Origin of the sequence: Megamonas hypermegale (assembly GCF_900187035.1) — a bacterium.
GTDB classification, from domain to species: Bacteria; Bacillota; Negativicutes; order Selenomonadales; family Selenomonadaceae; genus Megamonas; species Megamonas hypermegale.
Map to the genome: position 1 here is coordinate 1,226,607 of NZ_LT906446.1, position 25,992 is coordinate 1,252,598.

At 33.0% G+C, this 25,992-nt stretch carries 21 protein-coding genes and 3 tRNA genes; 8 read left to right on the top strand and 16 right to left on the bottom strand.

Annotated elements, in window-relative coordinates; genetic code table 11:
• The first annotated feature begins 2 nt into the window (after positions 1–2).
• Both CKV65_RS05785 and CKV65_RS05790 read left to right on the top strand, forming a co-directional pair.
• On the top strand, positions 3–1,562 hold the full coding sequence (locus tag CKV65_RS05785; RefSeq protein ID WP_027890090.1) for a type I restriction-modification system subunit M: 1,560 nt from the start codon (positions 3–5) through the stop codon (positions 1,560–1,562).
• Positions 1,562–2,770 carry a restriction endonuclease subunit S gene (locus CKV65_RS05790; RefSeq protein WP_051177607.1) on the top strand — a complete coding sequence of 403 codons (1,209 nt, stop codon included), beginning with the start codon at positions 1,562–1,564 and terminating at the stop codon, positions 2,768–2,770. The genes CKV65_RS05785 and CKV65_RS05790 overlap by 1 nt, the downstream gene beginning before the upstream one ends.
• 23 nt (positions 2,771–2,793) lie before the next feature.
• Here CKV65_RS05790 and CKV65_RS05795 read toward each other — a convergent pair whose 3' ends face one another.
• Positions 2,794–4,143 carry an AAA family ATPase gene (locus CKV65_RS05795; RefSeq protein WP_027890091.1) on the bottom strand — a complete coding sequence of 450 codons (1,350 nt, stop codon included), beginning with the start codon at positions 4,141–4,143 and terminating at the stop codon, positions 2,794–2,796.
• Between the two features lie 300 nt (positions 4,144–4,443).
• Here CKV65_RS05795 and CKV65_RS05800 point away from each other — a divergent pair, with 300 nt between their 5' ends.
• The 6 genes from CKV65_RS05800 (at position 4,444) to CKV65_RS05830 (ending at position 10,585) form a co-directional block, all read left to right on the top strand.
• Positions 4,444–5,346 (top strand): ComEC/Rec2 family competence protein, encoded by a 903-nt coding sequence (locus tag CKV65_RS05800; protein ID WP_155909574.1) that lies wholly within the window; start codon positions 4,444–4,446, stop codon positions 5,344–5,346.
• A 535-nt stretch (positions 5,347–5,881) separates the two neighbouring features.
• A complete protein-coding gene (locus tag CKV65_RS05810; protein ID WP_027890094.1) occupies positions 5,882–6,379 on the top strand; it encodes a hypothetical protein in 498 nt (165 codons plus the stop codon).
• 286 nt (positions 6,380–6,665) lie between these two features.
• Positions 6,666–6,905, top strand: coding sequence for a DUF6718 family protein (locus CKV65_RS05815; protein ID WP_027890095.1), 240 nt, complete (start codon positions 6,666–6,668; stop codon positions 6,903–6,905).
• Positions 6,906–7,098: 193 nt separating this feature from the next.
• The gene (locus CKV65_RS05820; protein ID WP_027890096.1) at positions 7,099–8,058 is read left to right on the top strand and encodes a DUF2971 domain-containing protein; all 960 of its coding nucleotides are present in this window, start codon (positions 7,099–7,101) and stop codon (positions 8,056–8,058) included.
• Between the two features lie 54 nt (positions 8,059–8,112).
• Positions 8,113–8,619 (top strand): O-acetyl-ADP-ribose deacetylase, encoded by a 507-nt coding sequence (locus CKV65_RS05825; RefSeq protein ID WP_095197698.1) that lies wholly within the window; start codon positions 8,113–8,115, stop codon positions 8,617–8,619.
• A gap of 298 nt (positions 8,620–8,917) precedes the next feature.
• Positions 8,918–10,585, top strand: a complete 1,668-nt coding sequence (locus tag CKV65_RS05830; RefSeq protein ID WP_027890098.1) for a SulP family inorganic anion transporter — start codon at positions 8,918–8,920, stop codon at positions 10,583–10,585.
• Positions 10,586–10,643: 58 nt separating this feature from the next.
• On the opposite strand, the gene CKV65_RS05835 is transcribed toward CKV65_RS05830, so the two are convergent.
• The 15 genes from CKV65_RS05835 to CKV65_RS05905 form a co-directional block, all read right to left on the bottom strand.
• On the bottom strand, positions 10,644–11,705 hold the full coding sequence (locus CKV65_RS05835; RefSeq protein ID WP_051177608.1) for a DUF4163 domain-containing protein: 1,062 nt from the start codon (positions 11,703–11,705) through the stop codon (positions 10,644–10,646).
• Between the two features lie 99 nt (positions 11,706–11,804).
• On the bottom strand, positions 11,805–12,995 hold the full coding sequence (locus tag CKV65_RS05840; RefSeq protein WP_027890100.1) for a pyridoxal phosphate-dependent aminotransferase: 1,191 nt from the start codon (positions 12,993–12,995) through the stop codon (positions 11,805–11,807).
• A 141-nt stretch (positions 12,996–13,136) separates the two neighbouring features.
• Entirely contained in the window at positions 13,137–13,616 is a 480-nt protein-coding gene (ahbB, locus tag CKV65_RS05845; RefSeq protein WP_027890101.1) for a siroheme decarboxylase subunit beta, read from the bottom strand.
• 18 nt (positions 13,617–13,634) lie between these two features.
• On the bottom strand, positions 13,635–14,087 hold the full coding sequence (gene ahbA / locus CKV65_RS05850) for a siroheme decarboxylase subunit alpha (protein ID WP_027890102.1): 453 nt from the start codon (positions 14,085–14,087) through the stop codon (positions 13,635–13,637).
• A 117-nt stretch (positions 14,088–14,204) separates the two neighbouring features.
• On the bottom strand, positions 14,205–14,939 hold the full coding sequence (pflA, locus tag CKV65_RS05855; protein WP_027890103.1) for a pyruvate formate-lyase-activating protein: 735 nt from the start codon (positions 14,937–14,939) through the stop codon (positions 14,205–14,207).
• Positions 14,940–15,002: 63 nt separating this feature from the next.
• Positions 15,003–17,255 carry a formate C-acetyltransferase gene (gene pflB / locus CKV65_RS05860; RefSeq protein ID WP_027890104.1) on the bottom strand — a complete coding sequence of 751 codons (2,253 nt, stop codon included), beginning with the start codon at positions 17,253–17,255 and terminating at the stop codon, positions 15,003–15,005.
• 403 nt (positions 17,256–17,658) lie between these two features.
• Positions 17,659–18,288 carry a ribosome biogenesis GTP-binding protein YihA/YsxC gene (yihA, locus tag CKV65_RS05865; protein ID WP_027890105.1) on the bottom strand — a complete coding sequence of 210 codons (630 nt, stop codon included), beginning with the start codon at positions 18,286–18,288 and terminating at the stop codon, positions 17,659–17,661.
• A 3-nt stretch (positions 18,289–18,291) separates the two neighbouring features.
• Positions 18,292–20,604: an endopeptidase La gene (gene lon / locus CKV65_RS05870; protein ID WP_027890106.1), complete on the bottom strand. Its 2,313-nt coding sequence runs from the start codon at positions 20,602–20,604 to the stop codon at positions 18,292–18,294.
• 122 nt (positions 20,605–20,726) lie between these two features.
• Entirely contained in the window at positions 20,727–21,965 is a 1,239-nt protein-coding gene (gene clpX, locus CKV65_RS05875; protein ID WP_027890107.1) for an ATP-dependent Clp protease ATP-binding subunit ClpX, read from the bottom strand.
• A gap of 102 nt (positions 21,966–22,067) precedes the next feature.
• On the bottom strand, positions 22,068–22,664 hold the full coding sequence (gene clpP, locus CKV65_RS05880; protein ID WP_027890108.1) for an ATP-dependent Clp endopeptidase proteolytic subunit ClpP: 597 nt from the start codon (positions 22,662–22,664) through the stop codon (positions 22,068–22,070).
• 43 nt (positions 22,665–22,707) lie between these two features.
• The gene (gene tig, locus CKV65_RS05885) at positions 22,708–24,000 is read right to left on the bottom strand and encodes a trigger factor (RefSeq protein ID WP_027890109.1); all 1,293 of its coding nucleotides are present in this window, start codon (positions 23,998–24,000) and stop codon (positions 22,708–22,710) included.
• Positions 24,001–24,282: 282 nt separating this feature from the next.
• Positions 24,283–24,357 (bottom strand) — tRNA-Gly (locus CKV65_RS05890).
• A gap of 55 nt (positions 24,358–24,412) precedes the next feature.
• The gene (locus CKV65_RS05895) at positions 24,413–25,717 is read right to left on the bottom strand and encodes an anion transporter (RefSeq protein ID WP_027890110.1); all 1,305 of its coding nucleotides are present in this window, start codon (positions 25,715–25,717) and stop codon (positions 24,413–24,415) included.
• A 76-nt stretch (positions 25,718–25,793) separates the two neighbouring features.
• A tRNA-Gly gene (locus tag CKV65_RS05900) sits at positions 25,794–25,868 on the bottom strand.
• A 6-nt stretch (positions 25,869–25,874) separates the two neighbouring features.
• Positions 25,875–25,949: transfer RNA gene (locus tag CKV65_RS05905), tRNA-Gly, on the bottom strand.
• Positions 25,950–25,992: the final 43 nt, after the last annotated feature.

Sequence of the window (25,992 nt, forward strand, 5' to 3'; positions counted from 1 at the left end):
CTATGTCTACATCAGATATTCAAAAAAATCAACAAAGCCAATTACACGCCACACTTTGGGCAATGGCAAATGACTTGCGTGGCAGTATGGAAGCATACGAATTTAAATCCTATATCCTCGGATTAATCTTCTATCGCTATCTATCCGAAAAAGTCGAAAAAGAAGCCTCTAAATTCTTACAATACGATAAAACAACATTTGAAGATTACTACACAACAGCAGACGAAGAAACCCAAAGCTTATTTAAACAAGCAATAATTGACTCACTCGGCTATTTTATCGAGCCACAGTATTTATTTTCCCATTTCACCCAAAGATTAAAAGATGAAGCCACTTTCGATATTGAAGAACTCGATAAGGCGATTGCCGCCATTTCTGAATCCTCATTAGGCACAGAAAGCCAGCACGATTTTGAAGGGCTTTTCGATGATATGGATTTAAAATCGACAAAACTCGGCAAAGAAGTCAAAGAGCGAAGCCAAGTTATCGGCAAAGTATTAGCCAGCATAGATAATTTAGAATTAGAATTTGACAACGCTGAAATTGATGTATTAGGCGATGCCTATGAGTATTTAATCGGTATGTTCGCCCAAACAGCAGGCAAAAAAGCAGGCGAATTCTACACACCGCAACCAGTATCCAAAATTCTAGCCCGCATTGTAAGCCTTGGCAAAGACAAACTTTTATCCGTTTATGACCCATGTTGCGGTAGTGGTTCTTTGCTACTTCGTATCGGCAAAGAAACTTCCGTTACTTTCTACTACGGACAAGAAAAAACAGCCACGACTTACAACCTCGCTCGCATGAATATGCTCTTGCACAATATCCCGTATCAAAATTTCAATATAGTGAACGGCGATACACTCGAAAATCCTGCTTTTATGGATAAAAAATTCAGTGCAGTTGTAGCAAATCCGCCATATTCCGCCAAATGGTCAGCAAAAAAAGAATACCTAGAAGATGAACGCTTTAGCCCATACGGCAAACTCGCACCAGCCAGCAAAGCAGATTTTGCCTTCGTCTGCCATATGCTCCATGCCTTAGATGAAGACGGAACTATGGCAGTAGTTTTACCGCATGGCGTATTATTCCGCGGTAGCAGTGAAGAAGCAATCCGCAAAGTTTTAATCAAAAACCAAAATGTACTCGATGCAGTAATCGGCTTGCCTGCCAACTTATTTTATGGCACAAGTATTCCAACTTGTATTCTCGTCTTCAAGAAAAACCGAGGCGAAAACAGCGATAATATTTTATTTATTGATGCCTCAAAAGAATTTGAAAAAGGCAAAAACCAAAATTTATTGACTGATGAACATATAGATAAAATCATTAAAACGTATAAAGAACGCCAAGATGTAGATAAATATGCCCATGTTGCCCCAATGGCAGAAATAGAAGAAAATGACTATAATCTCAATATTCCTCGCTATGTAGATACATTTGAAGAAGAAGAACCAGTCAATTTACAAGCAGAATTTACCGCATTGACTGCACTTCAAAACGAAGCAAGAGATATTGATATCGAACTAGATAAATACTTCCAAGAATTGGGGTTAAAATAATGAATGTACCAAAATTAAGATTTAAAGAATTCACTGATGAATGGCAGAAAGTTCCTTTAAATTCATTTACTAATATATTGGGTGGATACGCCTTTAAAAGTGAAAATTTACTAAATTATAAAGCTAAATATCAAGTTATAAAAATGGGGAATATTAATAATAACACTTTAAATTTAGAAAAAAATCCTAGTTATTTAAATACTATTTCCCAAAAAGAAAAGCCATATTTACTTAAAAAAGATGATATTATTCTAACGCTAACAGGAACATTTGGAAAAAAAGATTTTGGATATTCTTATCAAATAAAAGATGAAACCAACCTACTTTTAAATCAAAGATTAGCTGTTTTTAAAATAATTAATTCAAATTTTTCCTCTAATTTTTTGAAATACATCTTACTAAATAATACATTTCTAAACATATTTTTTAGATTTTCTGTTGGTGGTACTGGTAATCAATCTAATGTTAGTATTCAAGATATAAAATCTTTTAAAATTCCCTTTCCCAAAATAGAGGAACAAAAGAAAATTGCTAACTTCCTTTCTACAGTAGATAAAAAAATATCAAATTTAGAAAACATTATCACTACTTTAGAAAACCAGAAAAAAGGCTTGTTACAACAAATTTTTAGCCAAAAGGTACGCTTTAAAGATGAAAACGGCAATAATTATCCAGACTGGAAAAAGAAAAATTTAGATGAAATTAGTCTTATTACTATGGGACAATCTCCTGATAGTAAATTTATCAACAATGAAAAAATTGGTATTCCTTTTTTACAAGGTAATGCTGAATTTACTAATAAATATCCTATTGAAAAATATTGGTGTACTAAACCACAAAAAATTGCAAATCCTACAGATATTTTATTAAGTGTAAGAGCTCCTGTTGGTGCTATAAATACAGCCAATAAAAAATTCTGTATTGGTCGTGGTTTATCTGCTATTTCTTTTAAATGTAATAAATTATTTGGTAAATATAGCTTAGAATACAACTTATTTCAATTAATAAAAAAAAGCCAAGGAAGTACATTTACTTCTGTTAATAAAAAAGATATTTCTGAAATACTTTTATTTGTTCCTTGTTTAGAAGAACAAACAAAAATCGCTGACTTTCTTTCAGCCTTTGACCGCAAAATCGACAACCAAAAAGCACAGCTAGAACACTGGAAGCAAATAAAAAAAGGACTATTACAGCAAATGTTCGTATAAAAAAAGCCCCAATCGGGGCTTTTTTATTTTTCCTTGTATAACTCTACTAATTCATCTAAATTCAATTTATTTAATTTAGGTAACGCATTTTTATATAAATCATTTGTTAAATATCTATTTCTATAATTGTACTTAGGATGTAATCTTTCTTCAATATCTGTTACACATTTTATACTTTTATTAAAACCATCAACCATTATAAAATATAATGCTTCTGGTTTTATTACTATTTGATCCATTAATAACGTATTGTGTGTAGTAATTATAAGTTGTCCTTTTATTAACTTATTAACAGATTCTATCAATTTTACTGTTAACAAATCATGTATACCATTTCCAAATTCATCAATTATAACAAATTTACTATCTATAGCCTTCACTAGATACGGTAATAAATCAAATAATTCATGTGTTCCTGTTGATTCAGCAGCAAAACTTATATCAAATACATTATCTTTTATTCTCTTTGTTAACATTAATTCATATTCAATACCATTATCATGCTCTACTCTTTTATAATATGCTTTTTCAACATTAGTATACAAAGTTCTTATTATTTCATCTAATACCTTTTCTAATTTATTTAACAAAGCAACATCTTTTTTCTTGATAATACCACTTTCAAAATCACACAACATTGGTGTATCTACACATAAAGACATTCTTTCTCCGCTATGATCATTTTTTATCTTGTAATTTATTTGTTTAAAATAATTTATTATTTTTATGATATTTTCCCAAACATTTTTTTCAATATATTCTTTCGTCTTATCTTCCATTTCAAAAAATAAAATGGATAACAATGTATGTTTTCCCCAATACATTTCTATTTGTTTTTTTATATTTAAAGAGAACTCTTCTGTAAGAAACACATTGTTATTTATCATAATGGAGTTTTTTTCTATATCAAATAAGCATCCTCTTTTTTTATTTATTTTATATTCTAATCTTTCTCTTACTATCGAAGTATCATCCATCTCTATATAATACTTCCCTGTAGAGCCGTCTAAGACAAAACCATATTCTAAAACCATATTTTCTTTTGAATTTTTTAGCTTATATTCTTCTATAATGCTTTCCATTTCATTATTAGATAATCTATCTTTTATCACTTCTAATATTACTTCTGACTTTAATGGTATCCCTTTCGGTATTGGTATTTTATTTTCAAAAATATCTTTTAACATATCCCTAGACCGCATAGTTACTAGTGTTTTTTTCAATAAAGCAAAAACATGAACTAGTGTTGTTTTTCCGCTACCATTAGCTCCATAAATTACAGCTATCTTTTTAGGTGTGTCTTTTCTTTTTTGTAAATTAAAACAAGTATCACTAAAAGATTTAAAATTTTTCATATTTACATATGTAAACATTTTATCATCCTTCCTTTTTGTTACTCAAATAAGTATCTCAATCGCAATTAGCCATTTTTTCTTATTTTATTCGTTTTTTTGTTAATTATGGTAACAAAATTTAAATTTTATGATAGACAAACTTTTATCAATGTGATATGATATTAATACATTAGCACTCGATTACTAACAGTGCTAATTGTTACAATATTGTACTATCTTTTTATGATATCATAATTAAATCATTAAAATCAATTAATAAATGTAACCATTATATACATTTATTATGATTTTATAATTTTAAAAATTATATCAAAAATAATGGAGGTATTACTGATGAATATACGTATTCTCTCTTCAAAAACTTATCCAGAAAATAGTCGTATTAACTATGGTGATTGCATTTTGATTGATGATAATACCAATCATACACTAATCATTTATGATTGCGGACACGAAGAACACGCTAAACAAGTCATAAAATACATGGATACTCACAATTACTCAAAAGCCACATTTATTTTATCTCATAACGATTCAGACCATTTTAACGGTCTACAAACTCTTTTAGATGCGGATAAAATTGATAAAATCATAACAACATTACTTTTAAAATACGTTGACCAAATTTTGGATGAAATCGATGATAACCGTAAAACACGCAATTCTCTAAAAAACCAAATACTGGATAAATACGATAACATCGCTAAACTTTCTGGGTATCCTATAAAGGATTACTATGAAATCAATCCTCAAATAACTTCCAATGTGAAACTTGTAGGTCCATCATTTGAATACATGATTTCTGCTGTAGCCAAACATTTAGATACTACTGAAGGTGATACAGTAGATCAAGAATCCCCTTATAATGCTACAAGCCTACTTGTAGAAGTTGCTGTAAACGGAAAAAAACTTTTGCTCACAGGAGATTGTGCATTTTCTCCTATAGAGAAGCTTGTAACAGACTATGATTACATCCAACTTCCTCATCATGGTAAAGTTAAACAGGCTGAAAAAATATTCGAAAAAAATATTTTTAAATATTATGTAGAATATTATATTTCGGACAATACTGGCAATTCTAATGGTGGTTCAGATAAATTGGATACTACTGGTCATATTGTTTATAACACTAAAATTTTAGGTAATTTATCTATTATAGATAAAAATTACACCCAAAACCATTCACTGATACCACCTATCATTGGCAGCTATGGAGAATAATCATGACCATTTATCTATTTTCATTATCTGCATTATCATCTCAAACTGAAATACTCGCTCAAAAACAATTTTTTGAGCGAGTATTTCGTCTCTATTTTACTCTCGTTAATACATCTAATATATATTATTACAAAAAAATATATTATTACAAAAAAAAATATAAAAAAACACACAACCAACTATATACGGTTTATCAATTTACCAGTATACCATCTAATGATTTATCTAATGTTGCCATATTAATTGGGCACAACTTTTTGATAACTAGCTATCTAGCTAATCATCAATTAACAGAGAAAAATCTGTATTGTATAACTTGTGACTATCATTTATTTTATTTATACAGAAAACAATATAATCTTTTTCTCTGTAAACAGATTGATAATAAGTGCTTTTTATTCGATAAAAATGCTTATAACATGAAGTTTAATCCAACTTTTGCCCATTTAATCCTTTTACAAGCAAAGAAACACCATTCTGTTGAGGAATGTTTAAGTTTAGCCTTTAATAAAATTGATATCAAGGAGATGTAGCCATGTCTAAACTTTTAAGTAAAATTAGCTCATATAACATATTAAACAATCTTGTTCCTGGATTTATGTATTACTATTTTATGGATATCTTCTTTCATATAAAACTTATTTCAGATGATACTGTTTTAAAATTTTTCTTCTTCTATTTTATAGGTATATGTATTAGCCGAATAGGTTCTTTAATTATTGAACCTATTTTAAAAATAATTCATTTTACAATACCTTTCAATCATACTAATTATATAAACGCTTCTATGAAAGACTCTAAAATAGAAGTTCTATATGAAATAAACAATTCATATAGAACCATTATTGCCCTATTTGTTTTTATCCTAATATCTTATATCTATAATTATGGATTTACAAACATTTCTTTTTCTTATCCATTTGATATTATTCTTTTCGGCTTTATTTTGTTTATGTTTTCTTACAGAAAGCAATCAAACTACATTCATAACCGAGTATCTATTGCTCTACAAGATGAAAAGACTATTTCTTAAGTAGCAAACGGCTCTTTTCTTTCAATAAATCTTCTCTCATATTGTCATTTTGCCAATAAGCTATTATACTTTCCCTACAATTACAATTTAACTTTATTCTTTTTTTGTGTTATAATAAGAAATACAGAGTATTATTCTTTGTACCTATTAACATTTTTTCTTTCAAATGTTAACATTTCTTCTTCATAAGTAAAAAGCCAAGCGTATTGTAAAAATATGTTTGGCTTTTTTCATCTTTAATATATTTATAAAAATTTTTCCAAATTCTATAAGGAGGTTTTATCTTATGTGTTATCTAATAGCTAAAGATTTTAATAGTATTGGTTCTATTGCCCTGCAAACTAATCATGGTAAAAAATTAGTAGATTTAAAAAAGAAAATCCTTTCTGTAATAGGCTATGACAATATTCAATTAGTAACAATTAGTAGACCTTCTGCCTATGGGGAATATGAACCTTATTCATTTGCTAACTCTGAAAAAGATTTTGAAAACAAAGTTTATGCTATGTATAATAAAAATAAATAATTTATTATAATTAATAAAGCTCTTACATCAATTTTTCTGTAAGGGCTTATTTTATTTGTAATTTAAAATACTTACTTATTTTATGATAATCTTATCTGTTTTTTACCATTAAAGAAATAAACAAATACACTATTGCTTTTCCTCTCTTTCGCTCTCATAATTATAATTAATAAGATTTTATGAGGTAATAATTATGGATGAGCAAAATATTTTCTATCACTACACATCAATCAATTCACTATACAGCATCATAACCAGCCGTGAACTTTGGCTGACTAATCTAAAATCTTCTAACGATAAATCAGAACGATATTATACTGTAAATCGTATGCTCAAGGATATGGACGAAATTATAGACAATTCCACTGATGATAATTTCAAACAATATCTATCTTTGCTCAAAAAGAGCTTTAATATCCATATGCCTGAACAAAGAAAATACCTGAAAAAATCAGATGGCTATTCGCTCAGTTTAACGGATAAAAAAGACAATTTATCACACTGGGAGCGATATGCTGCTGGTTATAGCGGTGTTTGTATCGGTATCAATATGGATAAATTAAATGTCAGCTTTAAGGATTATTCGCATTTTTCCATAACAGAGCTAGAAAAAATTTTGTACAGCGATGAAGAGATTTTAAATAAACTCATGCAAATTTGCTCGCGTTTTTATACATTGTTTGAAGAGCAAGTCCGTACTTATAACGAGTCTTTTCAAAAATACATTGAACAATACGGTTTTATCGTCTTAATAATCGCTTACCATAAATTAATGAACTTCGCTAAAAATAGTTATTTTGCTGATGAGCATGAATTTCGCTTGCTGTTTTATCCCAAAACCTTGATGATGAAAAAAGATTTTTTGACTATGAGCAAAAATATCATAATTCCTGAAACGTTTAAACTACTGCATGATAAATTTAACTCTTCACTTAAAAATACCGCCATTGAACAGACGCATTTTTCAGTGTTTAAAAATGAAATCCGTAGCTACCATAAACTTTGTCTATCGCATATTTGGGATAGCAAATTAATCCCTGAGATTACACTCGGCGCTATGTGCAGGCAAAACAAGCAGGAGCTTGCTCATTTTCTCAAGGCAAATGGGCTTACTAAAACGAAAATCACTATTTCTAAAATTCCAATACGATAATTTATAAATAAAATATAACTTTATTTATAATAATTAATGATTGAAGGTGTTTTTATGAGTAAAATTCAAATTGATTTAGGCGATATTACAAGACTTGATTGTGATGCTATCGTCAATGCTGCTAATAAAACACTGCTCGGCGGTGGTGGCGTAGATGGAGCAATTCACCGCGCAGCAGGGCATGAACTTTTAAATGAATGTCGCACACTCGGCGGTTGCAATACTGGTGAAGCAAAAATCACTAAAGGCTATAAATTAAAGGCAAAATATGTCATTCACACTGTTGGGCCGATTTATTCAGGCAAGGACAGCGATGCTACAAATCTTGCAAACTGCTATAAAAATTCGCTCGATTTGGCTAAAAAATACGATGTTCATTCCATAGCTTTTCCTGCAATCTCCACTGGTGTTTACCATTATCCTCTAGAAGATGCTACAAAAATTGCTATAGCAACTGTTGATACTTGGCTAAAAAATAATTCAGATTATGATATGACAATTATTTATTCTTGCTTTGATACGAAAACATACAATATGTATAAAGCGTATCTCAAGTTATAAATTTCGCTAAAAACTTACGGGAATTAGTATTTTGCTAATTCCTTTTTTTATTTTCTTATTGCTAGTTTTTAATTCTAGTGTTAGACTATTCCTTGTGTCTTTTTACAAGATACACTAAATAAATCTATAAATCCAAAAATTTACAAAGGAGGTATTTTACTTATAATGGTATATTGCAAATATAATTTGCGTACTTTAAAACAAAATTGTAAAATCCACTGTGCAATGAAATATTAAACCTTACATATTTTTTCGTTTTTTATTGACAATTTAATATTCAATCAAAGGAGAATTACTGTTGATCGCATTAAAAGAAGCTTATAACGCTGGTTTATTTAAGTCTGAACATTTAGGGAAAAATATCTCCGCAGGTATCGTTGTCGGCATCGTAGCCATGCCACTTGCTATGGCTTTCGCTATCGCAAGCGGTGTATCTCCTGCCCAAGGTATTTACACTGCTATTATTTCAGCCTTTTTCGTTTCCATCTTCGGTGGCTCTCGCGTGCAGATTGCTGGCCCTACAGGTGCATTTATCGTATTGCTCAGCGGTATCTTAATGCAATACGGCTTAGCTGGTCTACAAATCGCCACTATGATGGCTGGTATTATTTTAATTTTAATGTCGCTGGCAAAACTCGGTGATGTCATTCGCTTTATCCCTGCCCCTGTAATCGTAGGCTTTACTGCTGGTATTGGTGTTACTATTTGGGTTGGTCAATGGCAATCCTTCTTTGGTTTTCCGCCTATCGCACATGCTGAAATGTTCCATGAAAAACTTTACTTAATGATTTTAGCATTGCCACAAAGTCATATACCTACATTAATCATCAGTTTAATCAGCCTTGCGATTATTTTAATCGTGCCTAAAATTCCACTTGTGAAAAAATTGCCTACACCGCTTTGGGCAATGGTTGTCGCTACTTGTATTCAGTCTTATTTCCAATTCCCAGGCGTTGCCACTATCGGCACTGCTTTTGGTGGTATTCCGCAGGGATTGCCAAGTTTAACCATTCCCGAAATCTCTCTTTCTGATGTTTTTGCTTTAATCGGTCCTGCTTTCACGATTGCCATGCTCGGCTCTATTGAATCTTTATTATCCGCTGTCGTGGCTGACGGCATGACTGGTCATCAGCACAATTCCAATCAAGAGTTATTCGGTCAAGGACTTGCAAATATAATCTGTCCGCTTTTCGGTGGTATCGCTGCTACTGGTGCTATCGCTCGTACTGCTACGAACATTCGTCAAGGTGGTACAAGTCCACTCGCTGGTTTAGTTCACTGCGTATTTCTCGTATTTGTGCTGTTCTGTTTAGCACCGCTTGCTGAAAATATCCCACTCGCTTCCATGGCTGCTATCTTATTTGTCGTGGCTTACAATATGAGCGATGTGCCGAATTTCATTCGCTTAATTCGCGTTGCACCGCGTGCAGACTCTTTAATACTGCTCATAACTTTCTTTTTAACTATCTTCACTGATTTAGTAGTTGCCGTAAATGTCGGCGTAGTGCTCGCTATTTTGCAATTCATGCGCAAAATGGTATTTTCTGTTGATGTACACGCTATCCACCATACAGAAATCGAACCACAGTTTCAAAAAGAATTAGAACATCACCCTGAAATGCTCGTCTATACGATTGAAGGGCCGTTGTTCTTTGGTGCTGTAAATGCCTTTGAGCGTTCTCTTGCCCATATCGATAAAGACCCGAAATCTTTGATTTTGCGCTTTGAAAGTGTGCCATTCGTCGATTTGAGCGGGCTTAAAATGCTCAATGAAATCATCAAGAATTTGCAAAAACGCGGTATTGAAGTCTATCTTTGCGAAGCCAATCCGCAAGTTCGCCGCCATATGTACCGTGCTGGATTGTTCCGCACACTAGGCAGAAAACACCTCTGGCGCAAATTCTCTACTGCGCTTGAAAAATGTGAAAATGATTTAGCCGCCAAAAACGAACTAAAAGAAGATTAATCATATAACTATATGCCAAAAGCCCTATAGAATAAAATCTATAGGGCTTTTATTGTCTTCATTTATTTTTTCTATTAAAATAATCCATTATTTTATCACTAATTTCAACATTTGTTAAACCATAACCAAAACCTGCTAATTCATACGGTTGATACATTAAATATATATATCCATCTCCTCCAAGATAGTAATCTTTACTAACTCTTTTTATAATACTATGTTTTTTCAATAAAAACATATCTTCACTGTATATAGAAATAAATATATTATTTAAATCATCTGCAGAATTTATTTTAACAAAATTCTCTAATGGAATTACTTCACCTGTTTTTTTACTATATACAATAGCTTTTCCATGAATAAAACCATGCACGCCACCAGTATATTTATAAAAAGATAATATTATTGAAATATAATCTTCATCTTCGTATTTAATATCATATCTCATTCTTCCATTAATAAAATCTCCATTATCGTATTCATTTTTAAATTTATATACATAATTAGCAATATCAGTATTTATTTTATTCTGTACTTCGTTATTTTTTAAATATACTAATGGATATTTTAAACTAAGATTGATATATGACTGCTCTCCTGTCTTCACGCTTGAAGATGAACTTAATTTATAATTTATATCTCTCGATATTCTCTTATGTTCTTTTAGCAATTGTGTACTAAAAATAAATAATCTATATATTCCACCATAATCTTTAAAAATATATGTACTTTCTTCATTTTTCCAAATACATTCAATTCCATTATTAAAAGAAGGATTTCCTAAATCTTTACTTATAACATTTATAAATTCATTATAAGACAAATTTTCATAAGTAGAATAATCCACTTTTATTCCATATAATTTTTGATTACAAAAATACAAATCATAATCCCATTCTTTCATATTATTATAAAATGGTTCCACTAAATCTACGTTATAAACTACTGTATTCTTATCAATTGAATATCTTATATCCGATAAATTATATGTCCTTTGTATTTCTGATATTGGTTCTCCCCAATAAAAATTTTTTAAACCATTGCAATTAGCTGATATTACTAAATTATTTAACATAATAATACATAAAAGACATATTAATTTGAATTTAATTTTTATCATACGTCTCCCTCTTTTCATTTATTATTATTTATAAAACAAAAAGGATATTGTTGATAACTTTATATTTTATTAACAATATCCTTTTATTTTTATTTAGCTTTATTTATTTTTATATTCTTGAGCTAATTTCTTAAATATAGGCAAAGATTTTTCGATTGTTTCTCGTTTAATGCAATAAGAAGCTCTGAAATGTCCTGGGCAACCGAAGTCTGTGCCTGGTACTAATAATAAATCGTATTCCTGCGCTTTTTTGCAGAAAGCATAATCATCTGGTTCTAATGATTGAGGGAATAAATAGAATGCCCCTTCTGGTTTTACGCATTTGAAACCAGCTTCAATCAAACCATTGTATAAGAGATTGCGATTTTCTTCATATGGCGCAATATTGGAAGGTTTGCCAGCACAACGAGCGACTACGAGCTGGAACAAAGAAGATGCATTTACATGAGTGAGTACACGAGCTGCACCAGCTACTGCACCATAAACTTTGTCAAAGTCTGCAACTTCATCAGGTACTACGATATAGCCAATACGTTCACCAGGTAAGGAGAAGGATTTACTATAAGAATAGCATACGATAGAATTTGCATAATAATTAGGGATATATGGAACGAATGCACCATCATATACTATTTCACGATATGGTTCATCAGAAATCAAGAAGATTGGATGTCCGTATTCATTGGATTTATCTGTTAAAATTTGAGCTAATTGTTTGATAGTAGCTTCGCTGTAGACAACACCACTTGGATTATTTGGAGAATTGATTATGATAGCTTTTGTATTAGGTGTTATCATTTTTTCAAATTCGTCAAACTGAATTTGGAAATCATCAATTTTAGCTGGTACTACTTTTAAAGTAGCGCCGACGGATTCTACAAAGCATTTGTATTCTGGAAAATACGGTGCAAATGTGATGAATTCATCATTTGGTTCACTCAATGCTTTAAAAGCAATTGTTATTGCACCGGCTGCACCACTGGTAATAAACAGATTTTTGCCTGTGAAATGAGTGCCAAAACGATTGTTTATATCTTTTGCTAAGATTTCTCTTACTTTTGGATTGCCTGGTGCTACAGTATAGCCATGTACATCACAAGGGTCCATTTCATTTAAGATATCAATTATCGCTTGTTTAATAAAATCTGGTGCTGGAACATTTGGATTACCTAAGCTGTAATCGTAAATATTCTCCTCACCTACTTCTAACGCGCGTTTGCGTCCGTATTCAAAAATAGTACGAATTGTTGATTTTTTAGTACCAAGTTCATACATTTTTTCTGAAATCATTTTATTCACCCTTTCAAATTAAGTTAATATTAAAATCATCAAAAAGCATTGATTGCTTTATCGATAGATATTATCCATAAGATACAAAATTTCCTTAATAAAAATCTTACCACTAATTTTATCACAAATTAAGCTAAATTTTTATTCATCTTCTGCTTCGTCAAAATAGCGCATACTCGTCTTTTTCCATTCTTTTACAGAATACAACATCGTATACTTAGAAAGATTGTTTTCCTTTGCCAATTTTTGTGCTATGACTTCACATTCTTCGCGTGTATGTGCGTGTATCATTGTGTACACATTGTACGGCCAATCAGGCGTCGTATTTCTATCATAGCAATGTGAAACAGATGGACAAGCTGCCAAATTCTGTGCTATTTCATCAATTTTGTCGGCAGGCACAACCCAAGCGCAAAGCGCATTAGCTCTAAAGCCAGCTTCTACATGGCGAAGAACTGCGCCCATCTTGCGAATTTTGCCTTCTTGTTTATAAACGCGCAAGCGATTTAACAATTCTTCTTCTGAAATATTGAGTTTTTTGGCAAATTCCTTATACGGTTCTTTCACTAAAGGAAATTCATCTTGCATAATTCTGATAATCTGTTTATCCAATAAATCCATATTTTGCTCCGCTTCTAATTATTTTAATTTAAACTGTACATTAATCTTATATTTTTTATTTGATACGAGGTTCATCAATTTTTCTACGCCCTCTTGTGCTTTTATTTCATTTAAAATCTGAGTGCGCTTTTCTTCACTATGAGTCAAAAGCGTAAACCAGAGATTGTATTCTCCTTCACGCTGATAATTATGCGTAGCACCTGGATATTTATTGATAAACTGTGCTACTTTTTCCATATAACCATCTTTTACTTTAAGGGCAACGAGCGTTCCTTTATATTCCAATTTTCCAGAATCAAAGAAGGGTCCGATGCGTCTTATATAACCATGTTCTTTTAAATAGCGCAATCTTTCAATTACATTGTCTTCTGTAGTGCCGAGTATATTGGCAAGTTCTAAAAAAGGACGCTGTGCAATCGGCAAATTGCGTTGAATTAAATTCAATAGTGATTTATCAAAATTTGTAAGCATAATATAATCCTCATTTATAAAAATATCTGATTTTTATTGTAGCAAATTATCAATTATACAGTCAAGCAAATATGAATGAGCTTCACTTTTTATTAGAAGCGATATTGTATTCAGCTATCAAATAGCGTCTAATATTTTTTTAGCATTTTCAATACGCTGTGTCGTTGGTGGTTCAATGTCTTTCAGTTCATATGGTATATTTAAATTTTCCCATTTAAACACGCCTAATGTATGATATGGCAATACCTCTACGCGCTCTACAGTTTTTAATGTATCTATAAAAGCGCGCAACTGTTTTAAATACTCATCATCATCGGTGATTTGTGGCACTAATACATGGCGTATCCATATTTTTTTGCCATTCTCAGATAAACATTTTGCCATGTCGAGAATGTTTTCATTCGTTCTACCAGTTAAATTACGGTGTTTTTCATCATCGATATGCTTTATATCGAGCAGAAAAACATCAGTGACTTTCATCAATTCTTCAAATTTAGCATAAAAACTGCCCTGTCTTGTAAAAGGGCTACCTGAAGTATCAAGGCAGGTACTTATGCCTTTTTCTTTAGCCAATTTAAATAATTCCAATACAAAATCTATCTGCAATAAAGCTTCGCCACCGCTCACCGTTATGCCGCCATTATTCTTCCAATATGCCTTATAGCGAACTGCTTTTTGCAACACTTCTTGCGCTGATAAAAGCTGACCACCTTCAAATTTCCAAGTATCTGGATTGTGGCAATATTTACAGCGCATATTACAGCCCTGCAAAAACACTATATAGCGAATGCCTGGGCCATCAGCCGAGCCGAAACTTTCAACAGAGTGTATTCTTCCCATTATTTTTTCCATGAAATTCTCTCCTTAAAATAAAAAGGAGCTGTTACGCTCCTTTTATAATTTCAATATTAGATATTAAAGATGTTCGTGGCAAGTTCTTGCTATTACATCTAATTGTTGTTCTCTTGTCAAATCGATGAATTTAACAGCATAACCAGATACGCGAATAGTGAAGTTTGCATATTCTTCTTTTTCTGGGTGTTCCATAGCATCAATCAATTTTTCTTTGCCGAATACATTGACATTCAAATGATGTGCACCTTGGTCAAAATATCCGTCCATTACTTGAACTAAGTTTTTAACTCGTTCATCTTCATTATTGCCTAATGCACCAGGATTTATTGTCTGCGTATTGGAAATACCATCTAATGCCCATTCATACGGCAATTTTGTAAGGGAGTTGAGTGAAGCGAGCAAACCATTTTGTTCTGCGCCGTAGCTTGGATTTGCGCCTGGGGATAATGGCACACCAGCAGGGCGACCATCTGGCATAGCTCCAGTTACTTTACCGTATACGACATTTGAAGTGATTGTCAAAATAGAAGTTGTCGGTTCAGAATTGCGATACGTATGATGTTTTTTCAATTTAGTCATGAATGTTTTCAAGAGCCAAACTGCAATTTCATCTGCGCGGTCATCATCGTTACCATAGCGAGGGAAATCGCCTTCGATTTCAAAATCTTTGCTGATGCCATTTTCATCGCGAATGACTTTGACTTTAGCGTATTTAATAGCGGAAAGGGAGTCAACAACGTGTGAGAAACCTGCAATACCAGTTGCAAAAGTTCTCTTTAAATCAGTATCCATCAATGCGAGCTGTGAAGCTTCATAGAAATATTTATCGTGCATGTACTGAATTAAATTCAATGTGTTGACATATATACCAACGAGCCAATCCATCATTTCATCATATTTAGCAATTACTTCATCATAATCTAAGTATTCGGAAGTAATCGGTCTATATGCTGGGCCAACTTGCTGTCCTGTTCTTTCATCTACACCGCCATTGATAGCGTAGAGCAAGCATTTTGCAAGGTTAGCACGTGCTCCGAAGAACTGCATTTCTTTACCAGTTTGAGTTGCGGATACGCAGCAGCAAATAGCGTAATCATCGCCCCAGATAGGTTTCATTACATCATCATTTTCGTACTGAACGGAGCTTGTTTTTATGGAAATTCTAGCTGCATAATCTTTGAATGGTTCAGGCAATCTTGAAGAATAAAGAACTGTCAAATTTGGTTCTGGAGAAGGTCCCATATTTTCAAGTGTGTGCAAGAAACGGAAATCTGTCTTAGTTACGAAAGAACGACCGTCTACGCCAGTGCCTGCAACGTCCAAAGTAGCCCATACTGGGTCGCCTGAGAATAATTCATTATATGAAGGAATGCGCGCAAATTTTACCATGCGCAATTTCATTGTGAAATGGTCAACTAATTCTTGCGCTTGCAATTCTGTCAAAACGCCATTTTTTAAATCTCTTTCAAAGTAAATATCCAAGAATGTGCTGACACGACCGATGGACATTGCTGCACCATTTTGAGTTTTAATCGCTGCTAAATAACCAAAATAAAGCCACTGAATTGCTTCTTTAGCATTTTTTGCTGGTTGAGAGATATCATAGCCATAGCTCTGTGCCATTTCTTTCATCTGTTTTAAGCATTTGATTTGTTCAGCGATTTCTTCACGCAAGCGAATTACATCATCAGTCATAGTGCCATCACCGCAATGCATTTTATCATTTAATTTTTCTTCAATTAAGAAATCAATACCGTACAATGCTACACGGCGATAATCGCCAACAATTCGACCACGACCATAAGTGTCTGGCAAACCTGTCAAAATTTTATTATGGCGAACTTTCATCATTTCTGGAGTGTATGCATCAAATACAGCTGTGTTGTGTGTCTTGCGATATTTTGTAAATATTTCTTTAAGTTTTGGATTTACTTTATAGCCGTATGTTTCACATGCCTGCACAGCCATTTTTATACCACCATTTGGTAAAAATGCGCGTTTTAATGGTTTATCTGTCTGTAAACCTACTACTTGTTCTAAATCTTTTAAGCTTTCATCAATATAGCCAGCTTCATATGCAGTGATATCGGAAGCGATTTCTGTTTCCATATCCAAAACGCCGTTTTTCTTTCTTTCTTCCTTCTGCAATCCCTGTAATACAGACCATAATTTATCTGTTGCTGGTGTAGAACCTGCTAAAAAACTTTCATCGCCATCATATGGAGTGTAATTGTCCTGAATAAATTGACGAACATTTATTTCTTCTTTCCAAAGACGACCACTAAAACCTTCCCATTCTTTCTTTTCTACCATTGAAAAAAATCCTCTCTTTATAAATATTTATGTCATCATAACTATTATATATAAATAAAGTACTTTATCATTTAAAATAATTATAATACAGAATTTATTCATAGTAAATATAAAAATTTATTTAATTAAAAATATTATTCATCTTTATAAAAGAATAACATTATATACTAAATTATATATAATATCCTATATATTCTATAAAAAAAATAATATTATGGCAATACTATTTATTGAATTACCATAACATTTCTGATAAACTATTCTAAATTTCTATCTGATGTTAAACTGTTTACTTCTATTATCTTCTCACTAGTTAAATCTATTTTTTATTTATAAATCTTATCAAATATTTTGCTCTATAAAAAAAGTGCCCTTAACATTTGTTAAAGGCACTTTTCATTTATCAATCGTTTAACATTTGATTGATTACTTCTAAAAGTTCACTTCTACCTGCATTCTTCACAGAAGAATACGGCAAAATATCTATTTCTTTTACACCGAGCGTTTTTCTTATTTGAGCGATTTGTTTATTTACTGCACCGCGGCTGATTTTATCTGCTTTTGTAGCGATGATGAGTACTGGAACATTGTTTTTGACAAGCCAGTTGAACATTTCTATATCTGATTTCATCGGTGCATGACGAATATCTATAAGCTGACAAACAAATTGTAATTGTTTTGAGCCTAAAAAATATTCTTCGATAAATTTTGCCCATTGCTTGCGATTAGCCTGTGCTGTCTTAGCATAGCCATAGCCTGGCAAATCGACGAGATGGAATAATTTATCTTCACCTGTCTCAATCATTCTAGCTGTGAGCTCAAAAAAGTTAATCGTCTGTGTTTTACCTGGTTGTCCGCTGACACGTGCCAGATTATGCACACGTGTCAAGGAATTAATCAAAGAGGATTTACCTACATTGGAGCGACCAATAAAGGCGATTTCCTTCAATTTTTCTTCAGGATATTGCGATTTTTTTACAGCAGACGCTACGTATCTCGCTCTTATTATATTTATTTTATCTTGTGTTTGCATCATTTAATCCACCAATGCGATTTTTAAAACTTCATCCATATTTTTTACAGGAATAAAGGTCATTTTATCTCTTACTTCTTTAGAAATATCATCGATATCGCGTTCATTTTCTTTTGGCATAATTACAGTATAGATGCCTTCGCGATATGCCGCCAAAGATTTTTCTTTAAGTCCGCCAATTGGAAGAACTCTACCACGCAAAGTGATTTCACCAGTCATAGCAATATCAGCTCTTACTTTCTTACCTGTGAGTGCAGATACGATAGTTGTAGCCATAGTGATACCAGCAGATGGGCCATCTTTTGGTACTGCTCCTTCTGGAAAATGAATGTGTATATCGTCTTCTTCATAGAATTTTTCTGGCAAATTAAGTTCTTGGCTTCTGCTTCTAATATAAGTGATAGCTGCTCTTGCAGACTCTTTCATTACATCACCAAGTTGACCTGTTAAGATTATATTGCCCTTGCCTTTTAATACTGCTACTTCTACTGGCAAGATAACACCGCCAACTTCAGTCCAAGCAAGACCTGTACATAATCCGACTTGCGGTTCTTTTTCAGCTTTCGTATCTGTGAATTTAGCTTTGCCAAGAAAATCTGTTAAGTTCTTTTTCGTAACGCGAACAGATTTTTTCTTTTCATTTACTAATTTATACGCAGCTTTACGACAAACTTTTGAAAGCTGTCTTTCTAATTCACGTACGCCAGCTTCACGTGTGTATTTTTCAATAATCTGTTTGATGACTTCATCAGTTATATTAACTTGTGAAGCTTTAAGACCATTTGCTCTTTTTACTTTAGAAACTAAATGTTCTTTTGCTATATGCAATTTTTCCACTTCTGTATAGCTAGGAAGCATAATGATTTCCATACGGTCGCGCAATGGTCGTGGAATGTTCCCAAGGTCGTTTGCTGTGATAATCCACATTACTTTAGATAAATCAAATGGCAAACCGATATAATGGTCAGAAAATGTATTATTTTGTTCTGGGTCTAATACTTCCAAGAGCGCAGATACTGGGTCGCCTCTATAATCAGAAGCCATTTTATCTACTTCATCGAGTAAAAATAATGGGTCTTTTGTGCCGGCATTTTTAATGCCTTCAATAATGCGCCCTGGCATTGCACCTACATAAGTACGACGATGACCGCGGATTTCAGCTTCATCACGCACACCACCTAAAGAAGCACGCACAAATTTGCGTTTTAATGCTTTAGCAATAGATGTAGCAATAGAAGTTTTACCAACACCAGGTGGCCCTACAAGACAGATTATTGGTGCTTTGATATCTGGCGATAATGTTTTTATCGATAAGTATTCAATAATACGTTCTTTGACTTTTTCGAGACCATAATGATATTCATCTAAAATTTTTCTAGCTTCTTTTACACCTATTATTTCACTATTTTCTATTTCCCATGGTAAATCAAGTAGCCATTCAATATAATTTTGTGATACTCCCATTTCTGGTGAAGATGGATTTGTGCGCTCTAAACGTTTCAATTCTTTTTCAAGTGCTTCAACAACGTCATCTGGATAAGAATTTTCTTCCATGCGAGTGCGATATTCTTCTATAGCTTGAGTTATCTCATCATCTTCGCCTAATTCTTTATTAATGGCTTTTATCTGTTCACGCAGATAATATTCCTTTTGAGTTTTTGTCATTTGCTTATTTACGCTCATGACAATCTTATTTTCCAGCTCCATAATTTCTATTTCTTGCTGGAGCAGTTTATATAAAGCTTCTAATCTTTCCTTAACTGGTACGATTTCTAGGATTTTTTGTTTATCTTCAAATTTACAGTTTAAATGATTAGTAACTACATTGCATAAAACATGACCATCATCCATAGCTACATTCACGGCTATCATGACTTCTGGTGGTATTTTATGACTTAGTTTAACCCAATCTTCAAATTTAGATATACAAGCTCTTATAAGTGCTTGTACTTCTTTTCCTTCTGTTTTATCATCTTCGATTTCTTCAACATCTACTTCAATAAATAGACCATCATCACGATAATCAAGAATTCTAGCTCTATATAAACCTTCAATTTGAGCACGCATGATGCCATTGTTTAACTTTGCTACATGTTGAACTTGACATACTGTACCAATTTCATATACATCATCTATTTTCGGGTCTTCTGTTTCAATATCCTTCTGCGCGCAAAGCATGATAAGTCTATCATGTCCTAAACTTTCTTCCATCGCTGCTATTGATTTGTCGCGACCGATATCAATATGCGCGCCGTTGTTAGGAAATAATACCATTCCTCGCAGCGGTAAAAAACTAAGTGTACTTTTCTTCCCCACGCAAAAAATTCCTCCCAATGAGTTTAAAGTATTTATAGAAAAAAGAGCTGCTGCTACCTGATTTACTTTGCAACAACTCTTTACTCTTGTCGTATTAATAGACCTGTTACCCTACTGATATATTAAGCTTTTTTATCAGCATAAGTTATTACAGGAGCTTTTTTCTTCTTAATTGTATCTTTTGTAATTTCGCACGAAACAGCACCTTTTTCAGAAGGCACTTCAAACATTACATCGCGCATAATTCTTTCCAAAATAGCTCTAAGTCCTCTAGCGCCCGTTTTACGTTCGAGAGCTTCTTTTGCAATTAAATGCAGAGCTTCATCATCGAAATGGAGTTTAACTCCATCCATTTCCAAAAGTTTTACGTATTGTTTTACTAATGCATTTTTAGGCTTAACCAAAATATCCACTAAAGCCTGTTCATCTAAAGATTCCAAAGTAACAACTACAGGAACACGTCCTATAAATTCTGGTATAAAACCACTTTTTAATAAATCTTCTGGTAAAACATGCTTCAATAAATCGCCTGTATTTTGTTTTACTTTACTTTTTACATCAGCACCAAAGCCAATATTTTTATGTCCAAGGCGCGCATCGATTATCTTTTCAATGCCATCAAACGCACCACCGCAGATAAATAAAATATTAGTTGTATCAATTTGAATTAATTCTTGATGCGGATGTTTTCTACCACCTTGAGGTGGTACACTGGCTATTGTTCCTTCCAGTATTTTCAAAAGTGCCTGTTGCACACCTTCACCAGAAACATCTCTCGTTATTGATGGATTTTCTGATTTTCTGGCAATTTTATCAATTTCATCAATATAGATGATACCCTTTTGGGCTTTTTCAATATCATAATCCGTAGCCTGTATCAATTTCAGCAAAATATTTTCGACATCTTCGCCGACATATCCTGCCTCCGTGAGTGATGTTGCATCGGCTATAGCAAAAGGAACATTCAATATTTTCGCCAAAGTTTGAGCAAGTAATGTCTTACCACTACCAGTTGGCCCGAGCATTAAAATATTTGACTTTTGTAGCTCAACATCATCTTGTCGTGGCGCTCTATTTATTCGTTTATAGTGATTATAAACGGCAACTGATAAAGATTTTTTTGCATCATTCTGTCCAATTACATATTGATTTAATACATCATAAATCTCTTTAGGTTTTGGCAAATCTCTCAATTCGATTTGTTCGCCATCATTCATCTCTTCTTCGACAATTTCATTACAAAGCCGTACACATTCATCACAAATATAAACACCAGGACCTGCTACGAGTTTACGCACTTGGTCTTGAGTTTTACCACAGAATGAACATTTCATTTGTCCTTTGTCTTCACCGAATTTCAACCTATATTCACCTCTTTTATACAAAACCCTTAAACCATTTGTGAAAAGTGGCGATTATTAACTGTAATACAATCATTTCGCCACTTTACACTTTAAGCATATTTATTTACTTTTTTTACCCGTACGAACGATAACTTCATCAATCAAACCATATTCTTTAGCTTCAATAGCTGACATGAAATTATCTCTTTCTGTGTCAGCCATGAGTTGTTCTACAGATTGACCTGTATGTTGTTTTAAGATATCAGTCAAAATTTCACGAATACGTAAAATTTCACGTGCCTGAATTTGAATATCTGTAGATTGTCCCTGTGCGCCACCGAGTGGTTGATGAATCATTATGCGTGAATATGGTAGTGCATATCTTTTGCCTTTTGCACCTGCTGCCAATAATACAGAACCCATGCTAGCAGCTTGTCCAATACAAATTGTAGATACATCTGGCTTAATATACTGCATAGTATCATAAATAGCTAATCCAGCAGTAACTACACCACCTGGACTGTTAATATAAAGGTGAATATCTTTATCCGGGTCTTCAGACTCTAAAAAGAGAAGCTGTGCTATTACCACATTAGCTACATTATCGTCAATAGGGCCGCCCAAAAAAATGATACGGTCTTTTAATAGACGCGAATATATATCGTAGGCACGTTCGCCTCGTCCCGATTGTTCAACTACCATTGGTACATAGTTCATGTGTTATTCACCCCGACTAAAATATATTCTTTTAATTTACTTATTAAGCTTCTACAGCGCTATCGATTACGAAGCTAGCAGCTTTTTTATGAAGTACAGTTGCTACTAAATTACCGATGCTACCGTTCTTTTTAATGATTTTGCTTACTTCTTGTGGAGTTGTGCCATAAGTTGCAGCGAGAAGAGCAATTTCAGCGTTGATATCAGCATTTTCAACTTTGATATCTTCTGCTTTTGCAACAGCATCAAGCATGAGGTCAGTTTTAACTGCAATAGAAGCACTTTCTTTATACTGTTCACGGAGTTTATCCATGTCCATGTTAGTGTATTTGAGGTAAGCATCTAAGTTCATGCCTTGGTTTTCAAGGTTTACAGCAAGTTCATTAATCATGTTGCTTACACGGTTTTCAATCATAACTTCTGGAATATCTACAGTGATATTATCAGTAGCTTGTTTTAAGATTTCGTTACGACGTTTTGTATCAGCTTCACGTTCCATGCGTTTTTCAGTGTTTTCGCGAAGTTTAGCTTTCATATCTTCGATGTTTTCATAAGAAGTGGATTCTTTTACGAATTCATCAGTGAGCTCTGGAAGCTGTTTATGTTTAATGCTGTTAACTTTGCAATGGAATACAGCAGCTTTACCAGCTAAATCTTTAGCATGATATTCTTCTGGGAATGTTACATTAACATCTTTTTCTTCGCCAACTTTGAGGCCGATGAGTTGGTCTTCAAAGTTATCAATGAAGGAATGGGAACCGATTTGAAGTGGATAATCTTTGCCTTCGCCGCCTGGGAATGCTACGCCATCAACTTCACCTTTGAAATCTAAAGTGATGAAGTCATCGTTTGCTACTGTAGCGCCTTCTTCAGCGTCAATCATTTTTGCATGATGATTTAAAATGTTGTTTACTTGTTCATCAATTTGTTCATCTGTAACAACTACTGCATCTTTAGCAACTTTTAATCCTTTGTATTCACCAAGAGTAACTTCTGGCATAGGAGTGATTGTAGCTTTGAATACTACATCTTTGCCTTCTTCTAAAGTTACGATATCCACCTGTGGACGGTCTACTGGGTCAAGATTTTCTTGTTTTAAAGCTGCATCGAAAGCTTTCTGTGCAACGCGGTCAAAAGCTTCATCCATGATAGCTTCTTTGCCAATATGCATTTCTAAAACGCGGCGTGGTGCATGACCTTTTCTGAAGCCAGGAATATTTACACGGTTTGCAAGGGATTTGCAAGCAGCTTTAATACCTTTATCGAGTTCTTCAGCTGGAACTTCAATTGTAAGTACCACCTTATGATTTTCAATCTTTTCTGTAGTAACGTTCATTGTGAAAAAAAACCTCCTGTTGTTTGACGATTAAACAATTTATTCTTATTGTATAAGTTACTGTCATATGTGAAATACTCTTGCCTTCTTTAATATAAAAGCAAAAGTTATTTATTTTAATAGAACTTATGACTTACTGTATTATATGTAAGATAACTCTATTTTTAGATAAAATATCACAGTACACCTACTATACTAAATGAATGATATCACAATACTTTAATAAAGACAAGCTTTTATACAAAAATACCCCAGTCATAACGACTGGGGACTAATTTCATATGGAGCGGAAAACGAGGCTCGAACTCGCGACCCCCACCTTGGCAAGGTGGTGCTCTACCACTGAGCTATTTCCGCACTGTTTTAGCGACATGTATCATTATAAAGCATAAAAAACAAAAAGTCAACACCTTTAATTTATAAATTCAAACCAAATAATACTGATTATGGATAATACCACGGTAAGTGGAAAACCTATTTTTAAATATTGACGTGATGTTATCTTTATACCTTGTTTTTTAGCTATTTCAAGGACAATCAAATTTGCAATAGAACCAAAAACTGTTAAATTACCAGCTATTGTAGACAATAATGCTAAAGCTTGCCATAAAATTTGTTCATCTACTGGAATGTAATATCTTAAAAGTAATACAGCTGGTACATTGCTTACTATATTAGATAATACTATTGCCATTACAGAAAACAGTGGTATTTCCTTCATATATTCTGGAGGTAAAAAGCTATTTATCAATTCTAATAGACCACTTTTTTCTACACCAGCAATGATTATGAATAAGCCAATGAACATAATCAATAAGTTAAAATCTATATCTTCATAAACGCGTTCTGGTTTTATGCGCGCATTAATCAACAAAAATGCCGCACCGAAACTTGCTGTTAAAGATAAATCAAAACCTACTAAATAAAAAATGATAACTAATGCTAAAACTATTAATGTTTTACTCAATAAATACGTATGAATAATTCTATTATCATTGCTTTCAAAATTGAAATTTACATTCAAATCTTTACCGTATATAAATGATATTGCCAAATAAAGCAAAATTAAACCCAATAACGATATCGGTGCTGCTGATAAAAAATATTCTCCAGCTGGAACTTTAGATAAGCTACCTATCAATACATTTTGCGGATTACCGATAAAAGTACACGCACTGCCAATATTAGAAGCCATCGCTACAGCCAATAAATACGGTACTGGATTTACTTTTACTTTTAAACAAATCATTATAACTACAGGTGTAAACAACAAACATACAATATCATTAATTACTATAGAAGATAAAATACCTGACATAAAAGTAACGGCTAGTAATAAAGCTTTTCCTGAATGAATATGCGTGAAGACCAATCTGCCTATATATGTAAAAAAGCCAGCTAATTTCAGATTGCTTACAACAACCATTAATGAGAATAATACGACAATCGTCTTTGCATCAATAGCTCCAACAGCATCATCAATGGTCAATATGCCAAAAGCTGTCATCAATGAAGCTCCGATAATAGACATACCTGCTCTATCAACTCTAAATACAGGACTTTTTCCGAGTGTAAATACAACTAAAGTAGCCAGCAATATAAGTCCTGCCACTAATTCTTGAGCATCGTGTACATTACTAAAACCGCCAATTGTAAATACAACTAATACTAACAATAAAATAAATCCCGCGATGAACTCTTGCATAAATGGTTTCATTTTATCACCTGCTAAATATTCATTTTTATATATTATAACAAAAAAACCCAGTATTTCTACTGGGATGTTGAGCAAATGGAGCGGAAAACGAGGCTCGAACTCGCGACCCCCACCTTGGCAAGGTGGTGCTCTACCACTGAGCTATTTCCGCGTTATATGGAGCGGAAAACGAGGCTCGAACTCGCGACCCCCACCTTGGCAAGGTGGTGCTCTACCACTGAGCTATTTCCGCATTTGTTGCTATCAGCAACGTTGATTATTATATCTTATATCAA